This window comes from Anaerotaenia torta, from assembly GCF_050433395.1.
GTDB classification, from domain to species: domain Bacteria; phylum Bacillota; class Clostridia; order Lachnospirales; family Lachnospiraceae; genus Mobilitalea; species Mobilitalea torta.
This window is the reverse complement of sequence record NZ_JBNPXH010000005.1, coordinates 114932-137988: the sequence shown is the minus strand read 5'-3', so window position 1 is coordinate 137988 and position 23057 is coordinate 114932. Positions and strand designations below refer to the sequence as shown.

The window sequence follows — 23057 nt, the reverse complement described above, 5'->3', positions numbered from 1 at the left end:
TATATGGCATATGCATCTATTTCATTATTTACATCATCTGTCTATCCATGTATACTATTATATGATTGTGGACTTAAAAACAGTAACAGCGGCCTGGAATAATAATAGTATGGTATAGGGGGACAATAGGATGCACAAGGATATACCTGTGGAACTCTCAGAAAATATACCGGGGTATGATATAGAAACTCTCATAAGGCAGTACGGTAACGATGTATTGCGAACGGCATACATGTATGTCAAGGATGTTCATACTGCGGAAGATATTTTTCAGGATGTTTTCATTAAAGTAAATCAAAAACTTACAACGTTTGAGGGTAATTCCAGTATTAAGACCTGGATAATCCGTATTACCATCAACACCTGCAAGGATTATTTAAAGAGCGCCTGGAACCGTCGGGTGACTCCCATGATGGAGTACCAGGAGGATGCGATTGTCAGTGACACGGATTATGATGATGTGGAGAAGCAGGATACCAGGGAATTGATTCAAAAAACAGTTCTCGGACTGCCGGCAAAGTATAAGGATATTGTTTTATGTGTGTATTTTCAGGATATGACCATAACAGAGGCTGCCCAGGCGCTGAATATTGCGGAAGGAACTGCCAAGAGCAGGCTTTCCCGGGCACGGCAGAGATTAAAATCTATTTTAGAAGGGAGGATTTCAGATGAGCTATAAAGATAAGGAAATTAATGTGGAAATGGATGATTTGAAGATCAAATCACATCTGAATGCTTCTCTTGATTTGAGCGGTATCAATGTCTCGGAGGATTTAATTAATAGAACGCTGGCTGCAATCAAGCTGCAGTCCGCAGTTAATATAGAGGCCCGGTCCGGAGCCGGTGCGGATGAGAAAACCATAGAAAAGAAGGAAAGAAAAGTACTGCCCTGGAACCGGTATGTACGCGGGATTGCAGGAATTGCAGCGGCGGCAGTAATCGCTGTGATCGGCATTAATTTTGTCCGTAATATGCCCATGGGCATGAAGATGGATAAGTCTGCTGAGAATAGCGCCCTGCAGATGGACGGGGGAAGCTACGGTATTTCGAGTAAAAATGCTATGGATGACAGCGCCATGCCCGATACGGAATCGGCCGATGCATCGACGCAGGAGGAAAGCGGCAGCGACATGAAGGAGATATATGGTGACGTGACAGAGGCTCCGATGCAATTCACCATTGCGGCTGAAGCTTATGGCGGTGAAGAAAGCAACGGAAACGAATATAAATCAGATGCGCTTGCCGGAGGAGGGGACACGACGGCGGAAGAGGAGGATCAGCGGAAGGAGGAAAGCACCCGTGCTTCCCAGTTCGCCCTTTCGCAGGAAGAACCGGAGAGCGAGGCGACAAAGAACCAGGATCAGGCATTGACAGCCCGTATTACAGGCGAGAGTGTGATGTATTCCTTCCGCCAGATATTTATTCCGTCGCCGGAGCAGGTCCGCTACCTCACCATATCGGATGATATCAATCAGGTCTCCGTTACTTTAACCAGCCGGGAGGATGTGGAAGCCTTTTATCTTGTCATGGACGGTCATCAGTTCGGTCTGTCTGATACCAGCTCCCCGGAGAATTCGGATTACACGGTGGAGATGAACAGCTCTGAGCTTGGAATGCTGTATATCATGGAGGTGGGCAGCAATCTGACCGTACTCTATGCCCAGGGAGATACTGAGACAGAGACAGTTTATTACGCGGTGGAGGATACCCGGTTCCGGAGGGAGCTGACGGAATTTTTCACAGAATTCAGCAATTGAGCGGGTAATTCATAATGCAATAAAAAAGGTTCCTGCAACAGCACGATGCTTTGGCTGTTGCAGGAACCTTTATTCTCGTATAGGAAAGTTCATCCTATACGAGAAAGTGCTCCGCAGGATGCACATGCCGTGCATAAGGAAGATGTTGCCTGAAGGCAACCGCGCGGCAGCGCAATAGTCCGCAAGCGGACTATTTATTTCTATTCCTGTTCCGATTATTCTGACTGGGCTTCCTCAGCGGGAGCCTCTGCCTCAGCGCTTTCTTCTTCGGATTCTTCCGTAGACAGATTGATGGGCACATACCCTCTGGTCTCTCCGGCCTCCTCTTCTTCCTCGTCGGTATCCTCATCCAAATCTTCAAAGTCATCTTCGAAATCATCAAAATCATCAGAAGAATCCTTCTGGATAAAATTCTTATAAACATAATAAGCACCGGCTGCTATGGATGCCAGGGTAATTGTACCAAATAAAAACTTTCCAAACTTCTTCATATAAGAACCATCCTTTCTGTTTTATATAATTATATACTGTTATTCCATTATAATTCGAATTCAAGTAAAAAGAAAGTAAAAGTTCTATAAACATGTAAAATTTGCCGAAAATACCAGGAACAAATATTTGCTTTACTTTTGAAAGCAGATATTTTATGATTAAATGGATTACAGAAGTTTCAAAGACTTTGTTTAGAAGGGAGGCAGCAGGATGGGGCGAGCGGAATTAGCGGAGAAGCTTTTTTTGGATGGGTATAACTGTTCCCAGTCGGTTTTTGCCGCGTATAGCGATTTGTACGGGATAGATCAGGAGGTGGCTCTGAAGCTATCGGCTTCCTTTGGAGGAGGCGTTGGAAGAATGCGGGAAATCTGCGGCGCCGTATCGGGCATGAGCATGATTGCCGGATTGGAAACAGGCTCCGCAGCCAGAATGGATGAGGAGGGGAAGAAATATAATTATGAGGTAGTCCAGAAGATGGCCCGGGAATTCCGGGAGCGCAGCGGATCGCTGATCTGCCGGGAATTGCTCCGCCTGGACCGGGAGGAGAGTCCCAGCGCTGCTCCTCAGAGCCGGACGAAGGAATATTACGATACAAGGCCCTGCAAGCAGCTGGTCAGGGACGCGGCAGATATCATCGAAGGAGTTCTTTATGCCGTAACCCTGGAAAAGGTCTGCGGGGAAGAGCAGATAGAAACGGTGGCCCGGCTGGCACAGGAGATATGGCATGAGCATTATGACAGTATCATCGGGAAGGATCAGGCGCAGTATATGATAGATCGGATCCAGTCCCATGAGGCCGTATCGGATCAGATTTTTCATAATCATTATGTATACTGTCTGATGAAAAGCCTTGGGGGATATAACGGATATTTTGCGTACCGTCTTGAACCGGAGAGCCTGTTTTTAAGCAAGCTGTATATTGCACGCAGATTCCGGGGCAGGGGACATGCCGGCACCGCGCTGGCACACCTGGAGAAGGTATGCCGTGACAATGGTTTACATAGAATATGGCTTACGGTAAATCGCGGAAATGAGAACAGCATCCGTATTTATGAGCGCCTGGGATTTGTAAAGACCGGAACCCAGGTTGCCGATATCGGCGGCGGCTTTGTTATGGATGATTTTTTGATGGAAAAAAAGGTGGAAAATTAACCATATATTTTCAAAGTAAGAAAATATTAATTAAATTACCATGATTTTGACAATAAAGCTGTGGTATAATGTCCACGATGAGCAGATTAGTCCAGGATGGCTTAAAGCAATCCCCTGGCCATCCTGGATAAGTGCAACGGGAACGCAAGGAGGCGGTCCCTGCGTTCCTAATCTGCGGATGATATGATATAATGAAAGCGTAGCGAACATGATGCGAGCTTGCCCGTAATCATGTGAACGGAGCCGGAGATCATGAACACGTTTTATGTTCATGATATAATGAAAGCGGAATGAGGATAGTGCGAGAAAGACATTCGCACAGCAAGCTTGCTTGCAGTTTCTGATTGGAGCTGGAGATCGTGAACACGTTTTTGGTTCATGATGTAATAAAAGCAGACGTTATGGAGCAACAAGATCATGGACATGCTCCTTGTTCATGATATAATGAGAAAAAAAGGGAGGAAGAGCAATGAAGAAGTACAGTCGGGTATTAATTATGGTTCTTGCATTATTGATCGGAATACCGATGATCTGGAATCATAGCACGGTCATAGCCAGTGCCGCGGCAAGTCCTGCGTTTGTGAAAACCAAGGTGGAGCTGGTTGGCGTGGGTAAGACATATCAGCTTGAGATTAAGGACAAAGTGGCAGGGAGTACATATAAATATACTTCGTCCGACAAAAATGTGGCAACCGTATCCAGCAAAGGAAAGATTACCGCAGTTGCCGGAGGAACTGCCAAGGTACAGTGTAAAATAACCTATTCTAACAAAAAGACCAAGACCTTGTCTTGTTCTGTCACCGTAAAGATTCCGGCAGAGGAGATTCGAATCAGCAATGCCGTACTGGTTAACGGTGCCCACAGGATGAACCTGGGCTCGACCATGGACTTTAATGCAACGACAGTTCCGGGTCAGCCTACGGATAAGGCTTATTGGTATGCGGATAAGGGAGACACGGATTGTATCAGTGTGGACAATGCCGCAGAAGGTATCGTGACGGCCAGAAAAGTGGGTAAGGTGACGCTGAGGGTAAAAGCAGCTGCCAGCTCCACAGCCGCAGATGCTAAGAAGAGCAATGTGGATGATTATATTATTATCGAGGTGGTAGATTCCAAAGCATCGGTTCAGAGTGCGGAAATTGTTAATACCACGGAGATCAAGGTTGTATTTGACAGTGCGGTGAATCCCAGCACAGTAATAGAAACAGGTAACAAATTATCCTCCAATATTGATGTGGTACAGAGAAAAAATGCCAAGGGAGTGCTTGCTGCGGATCCGGGAACATTGACCGCGGTCCTTTCCGCAGATGGCAGAACTCTGGTCATAACCGCATCCAAGACCTTCGACGGGGATTATGGTATCAGCCTGAGCAATAAGATTTTAACTACTTCAGGGGTCCCCATAGAGGCATATTATAAGAGTGTTTCCTTTGTCGACAACTATCCGCCGAGCCTGATGGGATCACCTGTATTGGATGACAGCGGCTTCCGGAATACCATTAATTTCACGGAGCCCATAGACTTCACCAATTTAAGTGTTACCGGTGCGACGGTAATCGGCAGCAGCAGCGGCAGTGCAGGAGCGAATGCTTCGGCCTACACGCTCAGTATTTTGAATAACCGCCTGAATTATGTGGCCAGTGAAAATAAGAAATCGCTGGTGATTGATCTGTCCAATATCGATCCGGCGGATTACGGCAAGATATTCACCGTGGTACTGGCAGGAGTGAAGGATATGGCCGGGAATGCTCCCGCAAGCTATACCCTGATGGCAACCCTTCGTACGGACAGCACAGCGAAGGCACAGGCGGTGCCGATATCGGTGGTCAGAACGGGCTATAACACCCTGAAGGCGACATTTACCCGTTCCCTCAGCTATGCCGGCTTCCTGCAGGTGAACAATGGAAGCATGATGGAGGGTGTAATTGATGCCTCTGATCCGAAGAATGTAATTTATACCATCAATGAGACGGATGCTGCTTTGTCCGGTACCGTTGAGATAAGGCTGTCCCTGTGGGATTCCTATAATGTAAAGCCGACGGATACCACGGCATTGACAGGATGGACCCGGAAGATTAACTTTACCGTTGATAAATCCAATCCGGTTCTGATATCCTATGAATTTGACGCAACCACTTCGACCCTTGCGCTGACCTATAACAAAGAGGTAACAACAGCCTTTGCTTCCGGAGTAATTACGACGACATTGACTACGATTACCGATGATATCCGTTCGGGGACCAATATCAATTATACCAGGATGGATAACAGCAATGATAAGAAGACGATAAACCTGAAGCTGAGCAATGTTTCTGCTCTTGGTACCTACTCCTTTACCCTGGAGAACGGCTTTGTAGTAGACAGCTATAAGAACCCCAGCCTGGCCCGTCCGATTTCCTTTAACAATACGAAAGGCAACTCGTCGTCGGAGCTTCCGGCACCTTACGAGATCACTCAGTCGGACACTAATCTGAGCCAGATCAGCATCCAGTTTGCCAATAAACTGGATAAAGCATCTGCGGAGCTGGTAGGCAACTACACCATTCCGGGAGTTCCCGTTCTGTCGGCAACACTGACAAGGAATACCCCTGACGGCGCTACGGTTCTTTTAACGGTGGCGGATGGAGGAATCGATGCCACGGTAGAGCGTCCTGTTAAGATCAGCGGTGTTAAGGGCTATAACGGCAGCTATTCCGCAATGACCGAATTCACTATGATGGTGCCCCTGAAGGATAACAAAAAACCGACCATGGTTGGCTCTCCTGTGTTTGACAGGAATACACTGACAGGAATACAGCTTAATTTCAGTGAGGAGATTACCGGTCAGCTGACATTAAGGATTTCCAATATCTCTAATTCTGCCATTACTTACGGCAATACGGTAACCGTGAGCGGCAATACGGCTTATATCAGCCTGGATTACATACCGGATAAGGGAACCGGACTGAAGATAGAGGTATTGAATAATTCTCTGATCGATGCCAACGGTAATAAGGCAGTGATGAACTCGACCATGTTTGTAACCGTTCTCTATTAATCGGGAAGCTATTCTGAGGATAACTTAAAAAAGCGCTCTCAAAATCAATCATTTGGTTTTGAGGGCGCTTTTAGACTATTCAAAGGTTCTTGTGAAAATATCACTGTTTTCCAACAAGCTTTCCACGGTATCCAGGCCGAGACGGCGGAGCAATTCAATTACATAGGGATTATCAATGGGAGTGGGGTAGGGAGCCGCCATGCCATACTCCTCAACCTGTGCCCTGCCTTGCTCATGGGGAATTAGAACCTTCGGGCCGCCGACACATCCTCCCACACAGCCCATTCCTTCAAAGAAATTGGCGGTGGTGTCACCGGAGAGGAGCTGGTTAATCATTGCTTTACAAGCCGGAACACCGTCTGCCTGTTGGGTGCGGATGGTAATTCTCCGGTTGGGATTCAGCCGCTCTACCGTGGCGCTGACCGCCTCGCTGACTCCTCCGGTATGGGCATAGATCCTGCCTGCCCGGGAGGAATGATCCTTCTCGCTTTCTTCCATCCCGGCGGGATCGATCTCCATGATGCGGAAGATATCCTGAATCTCCTGAAAGGTAAGCACATAATCCACAGCACCGGCGATATCCTTCTCCTTTGCTTCCGCTTTCTTGGCCAGACAGGGCCCGATGAAGACGGTGAGAGCATCGGAATGCAGTGTCTTAACGGCCCTCCCGCTGGCGATCATGGGGGATACCGACGGCGGAACATGGGGCATCAGCTCCTTATAGATCTTTCGGATCATGGCAATCCACATGGGACAGCAGCAGCTGGTAAGCTGATAGTCGCTTTCCGTCTGAATATTCCGGTCAAATTCCAGGGCCTCCTTCAACGTCAGAATATCGGCAAACAAAGCCACCTCGATCATGCCGTCAAAGCCGGCGGCCTTCAGCGCGCTGCGAAGCTTGCCGGGCGTGACATCGCTGCTGAACTGGCCGAGAAAGGCGGGGGCAACCAGGGCATAAACCGGCCCTTCATGGGAGCGGACGGCTTGCAGGGCCGGTATGACATCCTTGCTGGAGGTGAGCCTCTTCGCCCGGCATTCCTGGATACAGAGGGCACAGCCGACACATTTTTCTTCCTCAATTTCTATTTCGCCGGACTGGTTCGGATGAATTGCGTGGAAAGGGCAGACCTTTACACAATTATGATCCCCTTTCTCACAGCGGCAGTCCCCGGTGCTCCATACCAGCGGGTGCTTCTCAGGATGAAGCAGGCAGTCCAGCTGGTGGGTGTCATAGAGCTCCAGCTTCTCAAGAAAGCTCATATCTTTTTCCTTCAATGTCCTGATTAAAACCTCATAATACAATTCCTCAAATGTTTTCATCTGTTTTTTCGGAGATCCTTTCTGAAAGATAACAGTCTGGCCGATCCCGGCACGGACTGATTGATGTATCATAAGCGCCTGTAAGTATATTTTACAAAAAAGCAGAAAAAAAATCTACTGCGGGGAAATATATTCAGGAACATAATGTATGTTCCTGTAATCACAGTGTATAATCCGGATATAGATGTTCTCATAACATTATATTATACACTTTACTGAGAGTCAGATTTGCTTTATAATAAATAAATAGGGACATTTACGACGATGGTATATTATTCTTGAGGGTGGCGCAATCTAATTAGAAAATATAGGATATGGAGAAGGAAATTGAAGGATCGTACTGTAAAAATATTGACAAAAGCAGGATGGCTTTTGTTCTATGTATATATCATATTATTATCTTATTTTTTGTTCTTCAGTGAGCATTATGGGCGGGGGTGTGCCGTGGAGGGTTACCGCAGCAATCTGGAGTTCCTCAAGGAGATCAAGCGTTTTATCCGGTACAGGCAGCAGCTTGGTCTGGAGGTATTTGTCGTTAATATCTTGGGGAATATCCTGGCTTTTGCCCCTTTTGGCTTCCTTCTTCCCCAGCTGAGCCGGAGGTATCGGAGATTTTGGCGGATTGCACTGCTGAGCGTGGTGTTCAGTCTGGCGGTGGAGACAACACAGCTGGTGCTCAAGGTTGGTATTTTTGATGTAGATGATATCCTAATGAATACCTTAGGGGGAATACTGGGGTATGTTTTCTATTTTATTATCAGCAGGATTTACCGGAAGCTCTGCGCCGGAAGAAGAGCAGAAGGAGGAGACAAAGGTGCATATAAAAAGAAATAAGGATATGATCCATTTCTCCGGCAGGAGACATACGAAGCTGGGGATAGGCTCCGCAGTTATTGGGATATTTGTTGTTTTCGGCTTTTTGGCGGTCAGCATTATCTCGGGGTTGGCCCGCGGTCAGGGAGGAATGGTCCTCGGTGTGGCTGGAATCGGTCTGTTCGCCCTGGCGGTCACCGGCTTTATACTGAGTTATCGGGCGTTCAGGAAAAAAGATATTTTCTACCGGTTTCCCATGATTGGAGCAGTGCTTAACGGATTTATGACAATATTGCTGCTGATTATTTATATTATAGGAATATAACCCATGTTCCTATAATCGGGATCTATTACGCGGATGTAGTTGTTCTATATCTAAATACTTTTATGATTACTAAAAAGAGGATGGAGGATTCATAATGAAATACAGTATTTTATTCAAAGAAGACAATGAAGCGATTCAGGAGAGATACGAGCTGGCCCTGGAGCGGATCCGGGTTATGGAGACGGAGGAAAGTGTACGGGAGCCGTTTCGCGCCTATTTCCAAAGGACGGCATCCTTTGTAAGCATGGTGGCGCAGGTTGCCGACATGGCTATGGGGGATCGGATCGCCGGACTTTCCCTGGAGGAGTTAAAGGGGCTGAATCAGGCTCTCTATGAGGATCTTACAGACGATCATTATCAGTTCAGCTATGCCAATCCCTCTTATGCCTGCGAGAAGCTGGGAGACAAGTTCGGTAAGCTTCTGTCTTTTTTGGCGGCGGAGCTGCGGGGAATCATTTCCTATGCCTATGAATGCAGACGATATGAAATGACCATTTACCTGGAGCTGCTGATTGAGATCTATAATTATTTTGAAGAAGAGGACGAACATACCTATAAGGATGCAAAGCGTGCGGTCTATGACTTCATGAGCGATTACTGCCAGGTGCTGGTGGAGAACAGGGTCCGGGATCTGGTGGATTCGGATCTGACTTTTGCAGCGGATATTATTATGGAATCGGATTTGGAGGATCTGCGTTATCTTTATTTCTATGGGGAATACATTACGGAAAATGAGATAAAGACGGCTGAGTTCCTGAATTCTCTGCCCCAGGAGCAGATTCAGGCAATGGCGGATACCTATACCGAGGGCTTTCGCCGGGGTTATATTGCCAATCGTCTGGATCTGAGCAAGAAGGTATATATAAATATCCGTTATCAGATTGGATTTGAGCGGATGGTGCGTTATGCGATTCATAATTTCAGGAAAATGGGCCTGGAGCCTACCATTTACCGGGCGGCTTATCATGCGGTGAATAAGAGGCAGCATCTGAAGATCGGCTACCATGCTACCAGCCCCAATAAGCAGTTCGATTATGACCATCGTTTTGATATCGGTCTGTTCTTTGATAAAGCCTTCAAGGAGCGCCGTCTGGAGTGCGTGAAGCAGGCTTACGAGAAGTATAAGGAGAAGGCCGGGCTGTATGCTGGCCCTGCGTTGATTGAGGTCTTTGGAGAGGAGCTTTTTGCGCCCAAGGATAAGAAGGAAGCGGTGAAGCTGGACGATCACCAGCAGAAGCTTTATGTGGAATTTAACAGTGAGGATAATTTCATTAGAAATGAATATCTGAAACCCAGTGAGACCTCCTTTACCATTATCGCCTATCCGGTTCCTGAGATTGGAAAGGATTTCAACGGAATCTTTGCGGAGACGGTGAAGGTGAATAATCTGGATAATGATCTCTACCAGAGGATTCAGCAATGCATTATTGATGCTCTGGATCAGGGAGAATATGTCCATATCCTGGGTGCCGGAGAGAATCATACGGATCTGAAGGTAAAGCTCTATGAGCTGAAGGACAGCTCCAAAGAAAGCATATTTGAGAATTGTGTGGCGGATGTCAATGTTCCGGTGGGAGAGGTGTTCACCTCACCTGTACTGGAGGGCACCAACGGAGTTCTTCATGTTTCCAGAATCTATCTCAATGACCTGGAATGCCGGGAGCTGGAGCTTACCTTCCGGGACGGGCTGGTAGCGGAATATTCCTGCGCCAATTTTAACGAGGCGGAGAGGAATAAGAGCTTTGTTAAGGAGAATCTGCTGTATAACCATGATTATCTGCCCCTTGGCGAATTTGCCATCGGCACCAATACCACTGCCTATATGATGGGCAGGAAATTCGATATTGCGCCCCGTTTGCCGATTCTCATTGCCGAGAAGACAGGACCGCATTTTGCCATCGGGGATACCTGCTATGTCATGAGAGAGGATACGGCTGTGTTTAATCCCGACGGGAAGGAGACGGTAGCCAGGGATAATGAGATTTCCCTGCTGCGCAAGACGGAGCCTTCCAAGGCATATTTTAACTGCCATACGGATATCACCCTTCCCTATGATGAGATTAAGGAGATTGCGGTAGTGCGAAAGGATGGCAGCAGAATACCGATTATTCAGGACGCAAGATTTGTTCTGGCAGGTACGGAGCAATTAAACGAAGCCCTTGACGCAGAGTAATGCTAAGGGGAGAAGACCGGAGGTTGGAATGGGGGATATTATGCTGAGAATCAGTAATTTTTCAAAAAGCTACGGGAAGAGCAAGAAAGCGGTGGATAATCTGAGCCTGGAGGTGGAGCAGGGTGATATCTATGGCTTCATCGGCCATAACGGGGCAGGTAAGACCACTACCATACGTGCCGTTGCGGGAGTGCTGGATTTTGAGGAAGGGGAGATTACCATCGATGGGATCTCCATCCTCAAGGATCCCGTTGCCTGCAAGCAACAGATTGCATATATCCCGGATAATCCGGATCTGTATGAGCATCTGACGGGAATTGGTTACCTGAACTTTATCAGTGATATCTATGGGGTGAGCCGCTCTGACAGGGAGGTTTTGATTTCCAGATACAGTGAAGCTTTTGAACTGACGGGGAACCTGGGAGACAGCATCGCCTCCTATTCCCATGGAATGAAGCAGAAGCTGGCGATTATTGCTGCGCTGGTCCATAGACCAAGACTTTTGATTCTGGATGAACCCTTTGTGGGGCTGGACCCCAAGGCGTCCCATACGCTGAAGACCATTATGGCTCAGCTGTGCCAGGAGGGCAGCGCCATCTTTTTCTCCACCCATGTGCTGGAGGTAGCGGAAAAGCTGTGCAATAAAATTGCTATTATTAAAGGCGGAAGGCTGGTCTCCTGCGGCACAACCCAGGAGGTTAAAGGCAACAGCAGCCTGGAGGATGTATTCCTGGAGCTGATTGAGGAAGCCTGAGAGCGGATGGCTGCAGCGGAATGAATGGCTGCGGCAGAGCGGATGGGTTCAGCAGGATGGCTGCAGTGAAATGGATTAATGCAGAGACTGGCCGGCCTGCGGGGCCGGAAAGGGGAGATCAGAATGAAGAAGATAATACGCCTGATCAGGGTACAGCTCTGGGCGGTTCTTGCCGATACGCTGTCCATGGGGCAGCATAAGACGAAAAAGCCCCGGATGATTTATCTGGGGCTGGGGTTATTTGCAGGGGGGATGGGAATCCTGTCTGCTTTTTATAATTTTATATTGGGATTTGCGCTGATGTCTGTTCAGAGAATTGATTTGCTGCCGCCATTGATGATGGCCCTTACCTGTATCATCCTGGTAATCACCACGGTATGGAAGGTGAGAGGGACGGTATTCGGCTTCCGGGATTATGATCTGGTAATGTCCCTGCCTGTCGGCACCGGAGGGGTTGTAGCCAGCCGGCTGATCATTTTGTATATCATTAATTTGTTTTTTGTGGCGATTATCATCCTTCCTATGATAGCGGCATATGGAATTTTGACAGGGCAATCCCTGCTTTTCTATCTCACGGGCCTGGTTTCCATGATGTTTGTGCCCCTGGTACCCATTGTGATTGCCTCCTTCCTGGGAACCCTGATTGCTTATATGGCGTCGAAATTCCGGCATCGTAATCTGATGAATATTATTTTCTCTATGGGATTGGTGCTCTTTATCCTGGCATCCTCCTTTTCTTTGGGAGAGAGCGGGGAAGAGATGCTGAATATCGGCGTGGATCTGACGAAGCAGGTTTATTCACTCTATCCCCTGGCAAAGCTGTACACGGGAGCACTGGTGGAGCAGAGGGCGTTGGATTTTCTCCTCTTTGCCGGTATCTCTGCCCTGGCCTTTTTTCTCTATGTCTGGGTGGTGCAGAGGATATTTAAAAGCCTGAACACAGTGTTCATGACGGGAAGGGGCGGTGCCAAATTCAAGCTGGGAATTCTTAAGACTGCTTCGCCGTTGAAGGCCCTGTACCGTAAGGAATTAAAGAGGTACTTTTCTTCCGTGCCCTATGTGTTAAACAGCGGAATAGGAATAGTGATGCTCACGGCAGCCTCCGTAGCCCTGCTTTTTCTGGATCGGGAGACGGTCTTTGGAAATGAAATTCCCGAGAGCTTCATGGGGATCATCGCTCCGATGCTGCTGTCCTTCTGCATTATGCTCAGCAGCACCACCATGGCGTCCATCTCCCTGGAGGGGAAGAATTTATGGATTCTGAAGTCCCTTCCTGTGGAACCGAAGACGATCTATGACTCAAAGCTTCTGGTGAATCTCACCATACTGGCACCGGTGCCGGTGGACGCGCTGCTGTTGGGAATTGGCCTTGGGCTGGATGCTGCCGCTACAGTCTGTCTGATGGTGTTTGGTGTGGCATGCGGCTTGTTTGTGGCCGTGTTTGGCCTGCTGGTGAATCTGCTGCTGCCGAATTTTCAGTGGAGCATAGAAACGGTTGTGGTAAAGCAGAGTGCTCCGTCGTTGATTGTAGTATTTGGGGGAATGGGGATCACCTGTGTCCTTTCCGCCGTTTTCTTTCTGATCGGGAATTCAGTTGCGGCATATCTGACCTGTATTCTGCTTCTGCTGACGGGATGCGGGGTTTTGTATTGGATTTTAATGAGCTATGGGAAGAAGAGATTTGCTTCCCTGCTCTAATATAAGAATCGCTAATGAATGACATAAGAAATTATCCGCCGAAAAGAAAGGACAAATCCGCAGGAATATGCTAAAATGTGAGCGTAAAATACGGTACAGAGTCAAGCTGAGGAAAAGGCACGGGTTTGGCAGTTGAGGAGGTAAGAAAATGGATTATAAGAAGGCGGGAGTGGATATTGAGGCCGGATATAAGGCGGTAGACCTGATGAAGGAGCATATTCAGGGTACGATGCGTAAGGAGGTTCTGTCTAATATCGGCGGCTTCTCAGGCGCATTTTCCCTGGAGGGCTTTAAGAACATGGAGCAGCCCACCCTGGTGTCAGGCACCGACGGCGTCGGTACGAAGCTTAAGCTGGCTTTTTTGCTGGACAAGCATGATACCATCGGAATTGACTGCGTTGCCATGTGCGTCAATGATATTGCCTGTGCCGGTGCGGAGCCGCTGTTCTTTCTGGATTATATTGCCTGCGGCAGGAATGAGCCGGAGAAGATCGCAGAGATCGTAAAGGGTGTGTCCGAGGGATGCAAACAGGCGGGCGCTGCCCTGATCGGCGGCGAGACGGCGGAGATGCCGGGCTTCTATCCGGTGGATGAATATGATCTGGCGGGCTTTGCGGTGGGGATTGTGGACCAGAAGCAGCTGATTACCGGGGTTGGTTTGAGGCCGGGAGATGTTCTGGTGGGAATCGCATCCTCGGGTATCCACAGCAATGGATATTCCCTGGTCCGTAAAGTATTCCGTATGCAGAGAGAGACACTGGACATTTATTATGAGGCGCTGGGAGAGACCCTTGGAGAGACCCTGCTTACGCCTACCAGGATATATGTGAAGGCATTGCAGGGCCTGAAGCGGGGCGGAGTTACGGTGAAGGCCTGCAGCCATATTACCGGAGGGGGCTTCTATGAGAATATTCCCAGAATGCTTCCCCAGGGGATTCATGCCATGGTAAGGAAGAACAGCTATGATATTCCGCCGATCTTTGGAATGCTGTCCAGGGATGGGGATATTGAAGAGAAAATGATGTATAACACCTATAATATGGGAATCGGTATGTTGATTGCCGTGGACAGCTCGCAGGCGGACCGGGCGGTCAGCCTTCTTGAAGCAGCCGGTGAGAGAGCGTTTATTGTTGGAGAGACCGTCAATGGAGAGAAGGGAGTAACCCTATGCTAAAGCTGGCTGTTCTGGTGTCCGGCGGAGGGACCAATCTTCAGGCGCTGATTGACCGGATTGAGGAGGGCAAGCTGCCCGGGGTGCGGATCGAGGTTGTGATCAGCAACAAGCGGGAGGCCTATGCCCTGGAAAGGGCCAGAAAGCATGGGATTGCCGCGGAGGCTCTGGTGAGGAAGGATTTCGCGGAAAAGGACAGATTCAACGAGGCTCTGCTGGAGCTGCTGAACCGGTACCAGACAGATCTGGTGGTATTGGCAGGCTGTCTTCTGATTCTGCCGGAGAACGTGGTAAGGAGCTATCGGAATCGGATTATCAATATACATCCGGCCCTGATTCCCTCCTTCTGCGGGGATGGATATTATGGTCTGAAGGTGCACGAAGCGGTGCTGGCCCGAGGGGTGAAGGTGACCGGAGCTACCGTTCATTTTGTGGATGAGGGCACGGATACCGGACCGATTATTCTGCAGAGGGCCGTAGCGGTGGAAGAGGGGGATACTCCCGAGAGCCTTCAAAGAAGAGTGATGGAGGAGGCGGAGTGGGAGCTGCTTCCGGAGGCGGTGCGCCTGATTGCGGAAAATAAGCTGATGATTGAGAATAATGTGGTGAAGAGAATAGAGCAGTGAGAAAAAGCAGATGGCAGTGTTAGGATGACTAACCCTGCTTTCTGTTAAATAAGGGACAGATGGAGGTTAAGAATGAAGGTTTTAGTGATTGGAAGCGGCGGAAGAGAGCATGTGATTATCTGGAAGCTGGCACAGAGCCGGAGGGTAACAAAGCTGTACTGTGCGCCCGGCAATGCGGGGATTGGCCGGTTGGCGGAGTGTGTTGATATCAGCGTCAGTGATTTTGAGGGACTGGCTGATTTTGCCTTGGGGGAGGGAATTGATCTGACGGTGGTAGGCCCTGATGATCCGCTGGTGGGCGGTATTGTAGATGTCTTTGAGGCCAGGGGGCTCCGTGTCTTCGGACCCGCGAAGAATGCGGCGATTATTGAAGGCTCCAAGGCCTTTTCCAAGGATTTGATGAAGAAATACCGGATTCCCTCCGCAGCCTATGAGGTGTTTGACCGGCCCGGCGATGCGGCAGAATATCTGAAAGACAGGAGCTATCCCCTGGTATTGAAGGCGGATGGTCTGGCCCTGGGGAAGGGAGTCCTGATCTGCGCCAGCTATGAGGAGGCTCTGCAGGGAGTAAAGCAGATTATGGAGGACCGGCAGTTCGGCGATGCCGGAAATAAACTGGTGGTAGAGGAGTTTATGACAGGCAGGGAGGTATCTGTCCTGGCTTTTTGTGATGGTACCCATATCCTGCCCATGACCAGCGCCCAGGATCATAAGCGGGCCAAGGATGGGGATCAGGGGCTGAATACCGGAGGAATGGGAACATTCTCCCCCAGTCCCTTTTATACCCAGGAAGTGGACGATTATTGCAAAAAATATATCTACCAGCCCACCATGGATGCCATGAAGGCGGAGGGAAGGGCGTTTACCGGTATTCTTTTTGTCGGGTTAATGCTGACGAAGGAGGGACCCAAGGTATTGGAATACAATGCGCGCTTTGGTGATCCGGAGGCTCAGGTGGTGCTGCCCAGAATGAAGAATGATCTCCTTGAAGTGATGGAGGCCTGTATTGACGGCAGGTTGGATGAGATACGGCTGGAATTTGAGGACAACGCGGCGGTATGCGTGATACTGGCCTCCCAGGGCTATCCGGAACGCTATGAGAAGGGGCGTCTGATCCGAGGACTGGAGAGCTTTGAGGGTAAGGAGGGCTATCATGTATTTCATGCGGGAACTGCTGTCAGGGATGGAGCGGTTGTAACCAACGGGGGAAGAGTTCTGGGAGTAACCGCTGTCGGAAGTGATCTAAAGGAGGCCAGAAGGAGGGCGTATGAGGCCGCCGGCTGGGTTCGGTTTGATAATAAGTATATGAGAAATGATATTGGAAAAGCAATTGACGAATCCTTCCATCTATCAGACAATATCCTGGTATAAAATACATAAAATGCCACAGAAGTGCCATACTTCACCTGTAGAATGAAGCAATAAATCGGAAGCCGCCGGATGACTTCTCAAACGGACTCGAAGTCGTTATTTGCGAAAGGGGTATCAAATGAAAAGACGGTATTATAACAATTGGCTGGTTACTCTTCTGATTCTTGCTCTTACCATCCCGCATGGGTTTGCCGGCAGCCCGCGCGAGGTCTTAGCGGCGCAGAAGGGAACCGTGACTGCGAATTCACTGAATGTAAGAACAGAGCCCTCGACTACGGCGCCCAAGTTGAAATCGGGTGTTACCGATGTATATCTGGTGAAGGGTGAGAAGGTTGATATTATAAGCACGAAGGGGGATTTTTATTATGTATCCCTCAAATTCAACGGAAAAACGGAGAAGGGCTATATCCATAAGGATTATGTCAGCGTTACCGGTAAGGCAGACCCGACTCCGACGCCCAAGGCCACACCAAAACCTAAGGCGACGGCGACTCCGAAGCCTACGGCAACTCCTACTCCCAAGCCAGGTCCCAAGGATTCGGTTCCGGTAAGGAAGGAGCTTAAGCTGAAAGGCTCAGTAACCGCCTCCACATTAAATGTGAGAAGCGGGCCGGGGACAGGCTACTACAAGGTAGGAGGACTGGCAAAGGGGAACTCCGTGACCGTGGTCTGCGAGGATGTGATTGACGGCGAGGAATGGTATGGAATTTCCTTTCAATCGGACGGAGGAACCAAGACGGGTTATGTACTTAGCTCTTATATCCAGATCTCTTATAGCAGTACGATTAAGGGAACCGTGGCTGCAAAGACGCTGAAGCTCCGTTCCGCAACCGGCAGCAAGGCGGCCTATCTAAAAAATAGCAGCGGCAATATCCTTTCTTTGAAGAAAGATAAAGCAGTTACCGTACAGGGAGAGTCAACTCTGTCGGGAGTAAAGTGGCTTAAGCTGTCCGTTACGGTCAGCGGGAAGAAGTATACCGGCTATGCCGAGGCTTCTCAGATCAGCTTTAAGGTGACTGAGGCCAAGCCTACAGCGACGCCCAAGCCCACAGAGAAGCCTGTTCCGACGCCGTCTGTGACTCCCACTCCGGAGCCTGCGGCAACCCCGGACCCTGTTCCGACCGCCACTCCGGAGGCAACACCCACACCTACGGCGACTCCGACTCCCACGGCAACACCGATGCCGACACCGGATTTGAACCAGGAGTTCCTGCAGATTGATAATAATCCGAAATACTCACAGATCAGCCAGCCTGTGAATGGGTATGTATGCAATACTGTCATCCTCTATCTGGTTAAGAATATTGCAACCGGTGAATTTTATTATGACCAATACGGCAATATCCTGTTTATGTCCAACGGGCAGCAGGTATTGGTAACCGGGGTTGAGGTGCTGAATGCGGATACCTGGTACCTGGTATCGATGGATAACGGTATCTATGGTTATGTAAAAGCGGAATATGTGTACATAGCAGATATACTTCCGACGGAGGGGGCTCCAAGCCCTACCCCGACGCCGCCGGTGATTACAGACAATATGGACTTTGAGACCAAGCTTGCGCTTCAGGGATTTCCGGAAAGCTACAAAGCAGCCTTGCGGGCATTGCATCTCCAGTACCCCAACTGGGAGTTCCGGGCTTATCATACCGGACTGGACTGGAATACCGTCATCGCGGAGGAGAGTACCCTTGCCAAGAGCCTGATCACCAATACCAAAAGTGTGGAGTGGAAGTCCCTTGAAAAGGGAGCCTATAAATGGGAGACGGATACCTTTATTCCCTTTGACGGCACGACCTGGGTCAACGCCTCCAGGGCCGCCATTGAATACTATATGGATCCCCGGAATTTCCTGACGACCAGCGGTATCTTCCAGTTCGAGCTGTTGAAATATCAGGAGGAGTACCAGAATCTGGCGGGCGTGGAGAATGTTCTCAAGGGAACGGCAATGTATAATACCAAGTACAGTTATACGGATGAAAACGGCATGACTCAAAGCATCTCTTATGCGGAGACCTTTATCAAAGCGGCGGAGTATTCGGGAGTCAGCCCCTATCATCTGGCCTCCCGCGTGAAGCAGGAGGTGGTGACCGGGCCAACTACCTTAAGCAACAGCGTATCCGGCAACTACGGCGGATATGAGGGGCTGTATAACTTTTATAATATTGGTGCCAATGACAGCCCGGGGGGCGGTGCCATTGCCAACGGACTGAGGTATGCCAAGAATGGCAGCAGCAATCCGACCACCAATGCCCTTTACATGATTCCCTGGACAAGTCCCTTCCGTTCCATTGTAGGAGGTTCCTATTTTATCGGAGGAAGCTATATCAACAGGGGGCAGGATACCATATACCTGCAGAAATTCAATGTTACTCCGACCTCAACTTATTTTCACCAGTACATGACCAATATTGAGGCTCCTTATGCGGAGGCAAAGAAGATTCTGGCCGCGTATAACGGAATGCTGGATAGTTCCATCGTATTCTCCATTCCGGTGTATCTGAATATGCCGGAGGAGGTCTGTCCGGTGCCGATGACCATGTTCAACCCGAACAATCGGATGAAGAGCTTGAAGATCCTGGATGCCAACGGTGAAGAACTCGCCATTACGCCGACCTTTAACCAGACAGTATACAATTACTCACTGATTGTTGAAAACGAGGTGGATACGGTGCAGATCAAGACAACGGCCGTAAGCAAAAAGGCGGTTATCAGCGGAGGCGGAACCATTGCCCTGAACGTCGGTGTCAACACGGTTGTGATAGCGGTGAAAGCAGAGGATGGCAATATTGCCACTTATACAGTTAATATTGTAAGAGAAGAGTAAGCTTTGCAAAGAGATAAAAGCAGCAGGGCTGGTATCTGACATGAAGTATCCGTCCGGCCGCAGGTGAAGAACCTGGCGGCCGGATGTGTTTTCTACCCTGTTTTGGGCGGCCTGACGGCAGAATGGAGGTTATTATGAATAGCAGAAAGAAAGGTTATACCGGGATATTATTCCTGGCACTTTTATTAGGAATTACAATGACTTCAAGGACTGCACTGGCAGCCAGTGCACAGGTGGAGCTGTCGGCGGACTCGGAGCAGGTAATGCTGGGAGGGGAGTTTTTTGTATATCTCAATATCTCCTCCCAGGAGGAGTTTGGGGATTTTGAGGGCAGTCTCACCTATGATGACGACATTCTGGAATATGAGGGAGGCTCCTCCCAGGTGAAAGGCAGCAGCGGGTACCTGAGCATATCTGACCTGGATAATGTCAGGGGAGACACAAACAGAAAGTATACGATGAAGTTTGAAGCCGTTAAGGTAGGAATCTGCAGGATCGAGCTGCATGACAGGGCCGTCGTCTATGAGCTTGAGGGAGGAGAGATGTCCGTATCCAACAACATACTGACAATTAATGTGACGGCACCGGAGACCGCCTCCGACAATGCACGTTTAAAGTCTCTGAAGGTCAGCCCTGCCGGATTAGAGCCGGAATTTGATCCGGAAATTTATGATTACACCATGGAAGTGAGTGCCTACACAGAGCAGCTGGTTATTGCGGCTTTACCGGAGGATAATAAGGCCACTATGACCGTAACCGGAAATGAGTCACTGGCGGAAGGTGAAAATAATATTACGATATCTGTGCTTGCGGAATCGGGAAATATCATAGAATATACTATCAAGGCAATGAAAGCTCCTGTTTCTGAAATAACAGGGACACCGGAAGAGGAAATTACGCCGGTGCCGGAGGCAGATACGGCAAAATTTGAAATTGTAAGATTAAATGGTGATAAATATGCTGTTTACAGCGGACAATATAAATTATTGGAGCCGGACGCAGGAACGGTGATACCTCAAGGATACGTTAAGACAAAGATGATTATTTCGGATGTATCGGTGACTGCCTTTTATCCCCAGGGTGACATGGAGAGTGAATTTCTTCTGATTTATGCGGAAAACAATATGGGAGAGGCTGGCTTTTACCGTTATGACCGGATGGAACGTACCATGCAGAGATTTTCCGGTGAAAAAACAGTAGTGATTGGGGAAAATACACAGACCGGGAACGAGGATCGGGCCGCTTATGAGAAATACCGGACAAATCTGACACAGGCAGCGATTGTTGTCGGATTGCTGGGCGCACTCTGTGCATTTCTTCTGGCGGTATGTATCCGGCTCTCTCTGAAGTCCCGAAAGAAATAAAGCGGAACAGTTACGAGTGGTAATGGAGGGCGCCTTATAATTGCCCTTGACAAAATCAATACGCTTGTTATACTATATATATAACAAGTGCAATATCTTGTAAAATACAGGTGACATGGCGAGGTGTATCCGAATGTATGTGGAAATTGATTTTAACAGTGAAGAAGCATTTTATATCCAATTGAGAAACCAGATTATATACGGCATAGCGACCTCGCAGCTGCAGGAAGGCGAGAATCTTCCCTCCGTAAGAGAATTGGCGGAACATATCGGAATCAATATGCATACCGTTAATAAAGCATATACTATGTTAAAACAGGAAGGGTATCTGAAGCTGGACCGCAGAAGAGGCGCCGTGATTGCAATTGACTGCAACAAACTGAAAGCGATGGCAGAGATGCGTGAGGAACTGCGGGTAATTCTGGCGAAGGCCTTCTGCAGGAATATCAGCTGTGAGGAAGCGCATGAAATTGTGAACGATATTTTCAACGAATTTGAAAGAAGTTAATCTGCCAAATACGCAGGCAAAGAACTTCTAAGTTTCACACCGCAAGTTCATAAAATAACGGCAGAATGGAGGGATTAAAAGATGATATGTGACAGATGCCAGAAAAGAGATGCCAAGATACTGTATACCGAGATTATCAACGGCGTGAAGAAGGAACAGCATCTTTGCGAGGAATGTGCAACAGACTACACATCCTTTCAAATGGAAAAACCTCTAATGAACAGCGAACTTACCCTGGGGGATATGTTATCCACCCTGCTTGATAATTATACCGCCGCCGACAAGAAAAAAAGCGGAACATCAGCGCCGGCACTGACCTGCAATACCTGCGGCACTACCTATGAGGAATTTATTCAGAAGGGACGTTTTGGCTGCGCCCAGTGTTATGGAAGCTTCCAGAGCCAGCTGGGGAAGACCTTCAAAAGTGTTCAGGGGGCGGAGCTTCATACCGGCAAGAGGCCCAAGGGCTTTGCCACGGCAGTCTCTGAACGGACCGCTGCGGATATCTCCGAGGCGGAGATGCTTTCCCTGAGACTTCAGGAAGCAATCGAGAAGGAGGAATTTGAGGAGGCTGCGAGACTCAGGGATTTGATCAAGCAGATGAAGCGGGAGGAGGAAGAAAGCAATGCTTAAATGGTATGAACAGATTCCTCTGGATAGTGATGTGGTTATTTCCAGCCGTGTAAGACTTGCAAGAAATCTCAGGACCTATCCCTTTTCCCCGAAGATCAATGAAGAACAGGCCTCAGCCCTGGTAAATGAAGTGAAGCAGATTGCAGGCTCCCTTTCCGAGGCGGATAACCGAAGATATTATTCCTGTAATATCAGTTCCTTAAGTGAGATTGATAAGATTGCCATGGTGGAGCGTCATATTGTGAGCCCCCTGCTGGCAGAGAAACAGCAGACAACCGGATTGATTTTGTCGGATGATGAGACGGTCAGCATTATGATTAACGAAGAGGATCATGTCCGGATTCAGGCTATCGTCGGCGGAATCGATATAGAGCAGGCATACGAAGAGGCAGATCGGATTGACGATATTGCCTATGAGAAATTACATTTTGCCTATGATGAGAAATACGGTTATCTCACTGTCTGCCCCACCAATGCGGGAACCGGGATGAGAGCCTCCTGTATGGTATTTCTTCCGGCCCTCACGGCGGCGAGAATGATACAAAAGCTGATGGAAGAGCTGGGGAAGTATGGTGTGACCATCCGGGGGATTTACGGAGAGGGCACCAAGAGTCTGGGGAGCATTTACCAGATCTCTAACCAGAAGACTATGGGCGTTTCGGAAAGTGAGATTATTGAAAACCTGAAGCGGATTGTGCAGCAGGTGGTGAAGCAGGAGAGAAAGCGCAGGGAATACATGCTTTCCGTGAATACGGATGAGATTGAGGATCAGGTGTTTCGCTCCTACGGTGTGCTGAAGTATGCAAGGCAGATGTCTTCGGATGATGCCATGGCCCTGCTGTCCCAGATCAAGTTTGGCGCGGACTGCGGCCTGATCAAATTTGACAGGGCCTTTAATGTGCATAAGCTGATGATGGGTGTGCAGCCGGGAAGTCTTCAGTGGACCCTGGGCAAGAATGTGGGAAGCCTGACAAGAGACCAGGCCAGAGCCGAGTATATTAAGAGAGAGCTGCCCTCCGTAGTGTCTTAGAGGAGGGAG

The 23057-nt window shown here is 48.8% G+C and carries 19 protein-coding genes; 17 read left to right on the top strand and 2 right to left on the bottom strand.

The window, feature by feature from the left end; translation table 11 throughout:
- Positions 1–130 precede the first annotated feature (130 nt).
- Both HNQ56_RS10070 and HNQ56_RS10065 read left to right on the top strand, forming a co-directional pair.
- Positions 131–679 (top strand): sigma-70 family RNA polymerase sigma factor, encoded by a 549-nt coding sequence (locus HNQ56_RS10070; RefSeq protein WP_429145218.1) that lies wholly within the window; start codon positions 131–133, stop codon positions 677–679.
- The gene (locus HNQ56_RS10065) at positions 669–1757 is read left to right on the top strand and encodes a hypothetical protein (RefSeq protein WP_429145215.1); all 1089 of its coding nucleotides are present in this window, start codon (positions 669–671) and stop codon (positions 1755–1757) included. Before HNQ56_RS10070 ends, HNQ56_RS10065 begins: the two co-directional genes overlap by 11 nt.
- 215 nt (positions 1758–1972) lie before the next feature.
- On the opposite strand, the gene HNQ56_RS10060 is transcribed toward HNQ56_RS10065, so the two are convergent.
- On the bottom strand, positions 1973–2248 hold the full coding sequence (locus HNQ56_RS10060) for a hypothetical protein (RefSeq protein WP_429145214.1): 276 nt from the start codon (positions 2246–2248) through the stop codon (positions 1973–1975).
- A 211-nt stretch (positions 2249–2459) separates the two neighbouring features.
- On the opposite strand from HNQ56_RS10060, the gene HNQ56_RS10055 reads away from it, so the two are divergent.
- Both HNQ56_RS10055 and HNQ56_RS10050 read left to right on the top strand, forming a co-directional pair.
- Positions 2460–3401, top strand: coding sequence for a C-GCAxxG-C-C family (seleno)protein (locus HNQ56_RS10055; protein WP_429145211.1), 942 nt, complete (start codon positions 2460–2462; stop codon positions 3399–3401).
- Between the two features lie 469 nt (positions 3402–3870).
- The gene (locus HNQ56_RS10050; RefSeq protein WP_429145209.1) at positions 3871–6438 is read left to right on the top strand and encodes an Ig-like domain-containing protein; all 2568 of its coding nucleotides are present in this window, start codon (positions 3871–3873) and stop codon (positions 6436–6438) included.
- Positions 6439–6513: 75 nt separating this feature from the next.
- Here HNQ56_RS10050 and HNQ56_RS10045 read toward each other — a convergent pair whose 3' ends face one another.
- Positions 6514–7758 (bottom strand): [Fe-Fe] hydrogenase large subunit C-terminal domain-containing protein, encoded by a 1245-nt coding sequence (locus tag HNQ56_RS10045; RefSeq protein WP_429145207.1) that lies wholly within the window; start codon positions 7756–7758, stop codon positions 6514–6516.
- A 327-nt stretch (positions 7759–8085) separates the two neighbouring features.
- Here HNQ56_RS10045 and HNQ56_RS10040 point away from each other — a divergent pair, with 327 nt between their 5' ends.
- The 13 genes from HNQ56_RS10040 (at position 8086) to HNQ56_RS09980 (ending at position 23048) form a co-directional block, all read left to right on the top strand.
- Positions 8086–8592 (top strand): VanZ family protein, encoded by a 507-nt coding sequence (locus HNQ56_RS10040; RefSeq protein ID WP_429145204.1) that lies wholly within the window; start codon positions 8086–8088, stop codon positions 8590–8592.
- Complete coding sequence (locus HNQ56_RS10035; RefSeq protein WP_429145201.1) at positions 8573–8896, top strand: DUF6142 family protein; 324 nt, start codon at positions 8573–8575, stop codon at positions 8894–8896. The genes HNQ56_RS10040 and HNQ56_RS10035 overlap by 20 nt, the downstream gene beginning before the upstream one ends.
- A gap of 94 nt (positions 8897–8990) precedes the next feature.
- The gene (locus HNQ56_RS10030; protein ID WP_429145199.1) at positions 8991–11069 is read left to right on the top strand and encodes an aminopeptidase; all 2079 of its coding nucleotides are present in this window, start codon (positions 8991–8993) and stop codon (positions 11067–11069) included.
- A gap of 40 nt (positions 11070–11109) precedes the next feature.
- On the top strand, positions 11110–11823 hold the full coding sequence (locus HNQ56_RS10025) for an ABC transporter ATP-binding protein (RefSeq protein ID WP_429145643.1): 714 nt from the start codon (positions 11110–11112) through the stop codon (positions 11821–11823).
- 123 nt (positions 11824–11946) lie between these two features.
- The gene (locus HNQ56_RS10020; protein WP_429145196.1) at positions 11947–13521 is read left to right on the top strand and encodes a putative ABC transporter permease subunit; all 1575 of its coding nucleotides are present in this window, start codon (positions 11947–11949) and stop codon (positions 13519–13521) included.
- Positions 13522–13669: 148 nt separating this feature from the next.
- A complete protein-coding gene (gene purM / locus HNQ56_RS10015) occupies positions 13670–14695 on the top strand; it encodes a phosphoribosylformylglycinamidine cyclo-ligase (RefSeq protein ID WP_429145193.1) in 1026 nt (341 codons plus the stop codon).
- Positions 14689–15318, top strand: a complete 630-nt coding sequence (gene purN, locus HNQ56_RS10010) for a phosphoribosylglycinamide formyltransferase (protein ID WP_429145190.1) — start codon at positions 14689–14691, stop codon at positions 15316–15318. Before purM ends, purN begins: the two co-directional genes overlap by 7 nt.
- Before the next feature lie 72 nt (positions 15319–15390).
- Positions 15391–16689: a phosphoribosylamine--glycine ligase gene (gene purD / locus HNQ56_RS10005; RefSeq protein ID WP_429145188.1), complete on the top strand. Its 1299-nt coding sequence runs from the start codon at positions 15391–15393 to the stop codon at positions 16687–16689.
- A 118-nt stretch (positions 16690–16807) separates the two neighbouring features.
- Positions 16808–19513 carry an SH3 domain-containing protein gene (locus HNQ56_RS10000; RefSeq protein ID WP_429145186.1) on the top strand — a complete coding sequence of 902 codons (2706 nt, stop codon included), beginning with the start codon at positions 16808–16810 and terminating at the stop codon, positions 19511–19513.
- Between the two features lie 134 nt (positions 19514–19647).
- Positions 19648–20877 carry a cadherin-like beta sandwich domain-containing protein gene (locus HNQ56_RS09995; RefSeq protein WP_429145183.1) on the top strand — a complete coding sequence of 410 codons (1230 nt, stop codon included), beginning with the start codon at positions 19648–19650 and terminating at the stop codon, positions 20875–20877.
- A gap of 133 nt (positions 20878–21010) precedes the next feature.
- Positions 21011–21385 carry a GntR family transcriptional regulator gene (locus HNQ56_RS09990; protein ID WP_429145180.1) on the top strand — a complete coding sequence of 125 codons (375 nt, stop codon included), beginning with the start codon at positions 21011–21013 and terminating at the stop codon, positions 21383–21385.
- 81 nt (positions 21386–21466) lie between these two features.
- Positions 21467–22018 (top strand): UvrB/UvrC motif-containing protein, encoded by a 552-nt coding sequence (locus HNQ56_RS09985; protein ID WP_429145178.1) that lies wholly within the window; start codon positions 21467–21469, stop codon positions 22016–22018.
- Positions 22011–23048 (top strand): protein arginine kinase, encoded by a 1038-nt coding sequence (locus tag HNQ56_RS09980; RefSeq protein ID WP_429145175.1) that lies wholly within the window; start codon positions 22011–22013, stop codon positions 23046–23048. The genes HNQ56_RS09985 and HNQ56_RS09980 overlap by 8 nt, the downstream gene beginning before the upstream one ends.
- Positions 23049–23057: the final 9 nt, after the last annotated feature.

Excerpts from the sequence above, each read along its gene's own strand:
- HNQ56_RS10070 (WP_429145218.1), top strand. The coding sequence starts at position 131 with ATGCACAAGGATATACCTGTGGAACTCTCAGAAAATATACCGGGGTAT.
- HNQ56_RS10065 (WP_429145215.1), top strand. The coding sequence starts at position 669 with ATGAGCTATAAAGATAAGGAAATTAATGTGGAAATGGATGATTTGAAG.
- HNQ56_RS10060 (WP_429145214.1), bottom strand. The coding sequence starts at position 2,248 with ATGAAGAAGTTTGGAAAGTTTTTATTTGGTACAATTACCCTGGCATCC.
- HNQ56_RS10055 (WP_429145211.1), top strand. The coding sequence starts at position 2,460 with ATGGGGCGAGCGGAATTAGCGGAGAAGCTTTTTTTGGATGGGTATAAC.
- HNQ56_RS10050 (WP_429145209.1), top strand. The coding sequence starts at position 3,871 with ATGAAGAAGTACAGTCGGGTATTAATTATGGTTCTTGCATTATTGATC.
- HNQ56_RS10045 (WP_429145207.1), bottom strand. The coding sequence starts at position 7,758 with ATGAAAACATTTGAGGAATTGTATTATGAGGTTTTAATCAGGACATTG.
- HNQ56_RS10030 (WP_429145199.1), top strand. The coding sequence starts at position 8,991 with ATGAAATACAGTATTTTATTCAAAGAAGACAATGAAGCGATTCAGGAG.
- HNQ56_RS10025 (WP_429145643.1), top strand. The coding sequence starts at position 11,110 with ATGCTGAGAATCAGTAATTTTTCAAAAAGCTACGGGAAGAGCAAGAAA.
- HNQ56_RS10020 (WP_429145196.1), top strand. The coding sequence starts at position 11,947 with ATGAAGAAGATAATACGCCTGATCAGGGTACAGCTCTGGGCGGTTCTT.
- purM (WP_429145193.1), top strand. The coding sequence starts at position 13,670 with ATGGATTATAAGAAGGCGGGAGTGGATATTGAGGCCGGATATAAGGCG.
- purN (WP_429145190.1), top strand. The coding sequence starts at position 14,689 with ATGCTAAAGCTGGCTGTTCTGGTGTCCGGCGGAGGGACCAATCTTCAG.
- purD (WP_429145188.1), top strand. The coding sequence starts at position 15,391 with ATGAAGGTTTTAGTGATTGGAAGCGGCGGAAGAGAGCATGTGATTATC.
- HNQ56_RS10000 (WP_429145186.1), top strand. The coding sequence starts at position 16,808 with ATGAAAAGACGGTATTATAACAATTGGCTGGTTACTCTTCTGATTCTT.
- HNQ56_RS09995 (WP_429145183.1), top strand. The coding sequence starts at position 19,648 with ATGAATAGCAGAAAGAAAGGTTATACCGGGATATTATTCCTGGCACTT.
- HNQ56_RS09990 (WP_429145180.1), top strand. The coding sequence starts at position 21,011 with ATGTATGTGGAAATTGATTTTAACAGTGAAGAAGCATTTTATATCCAA.
- HNQ56_RS09985 (WP_429145178.1), top strand. The coding sequence starts at position 21,467 with ATGATATGTGACAGATGCCAGAAAAGAGATGCCAAGATACTGTATACC.
- HNQ56_RS09980 (WP_429145175.1), top strand. The coding sequence starts at position 22,011 with ATGCTTAAATGGTATGAACAGATTCCTCTGGATAGTGATGTGGTTATT.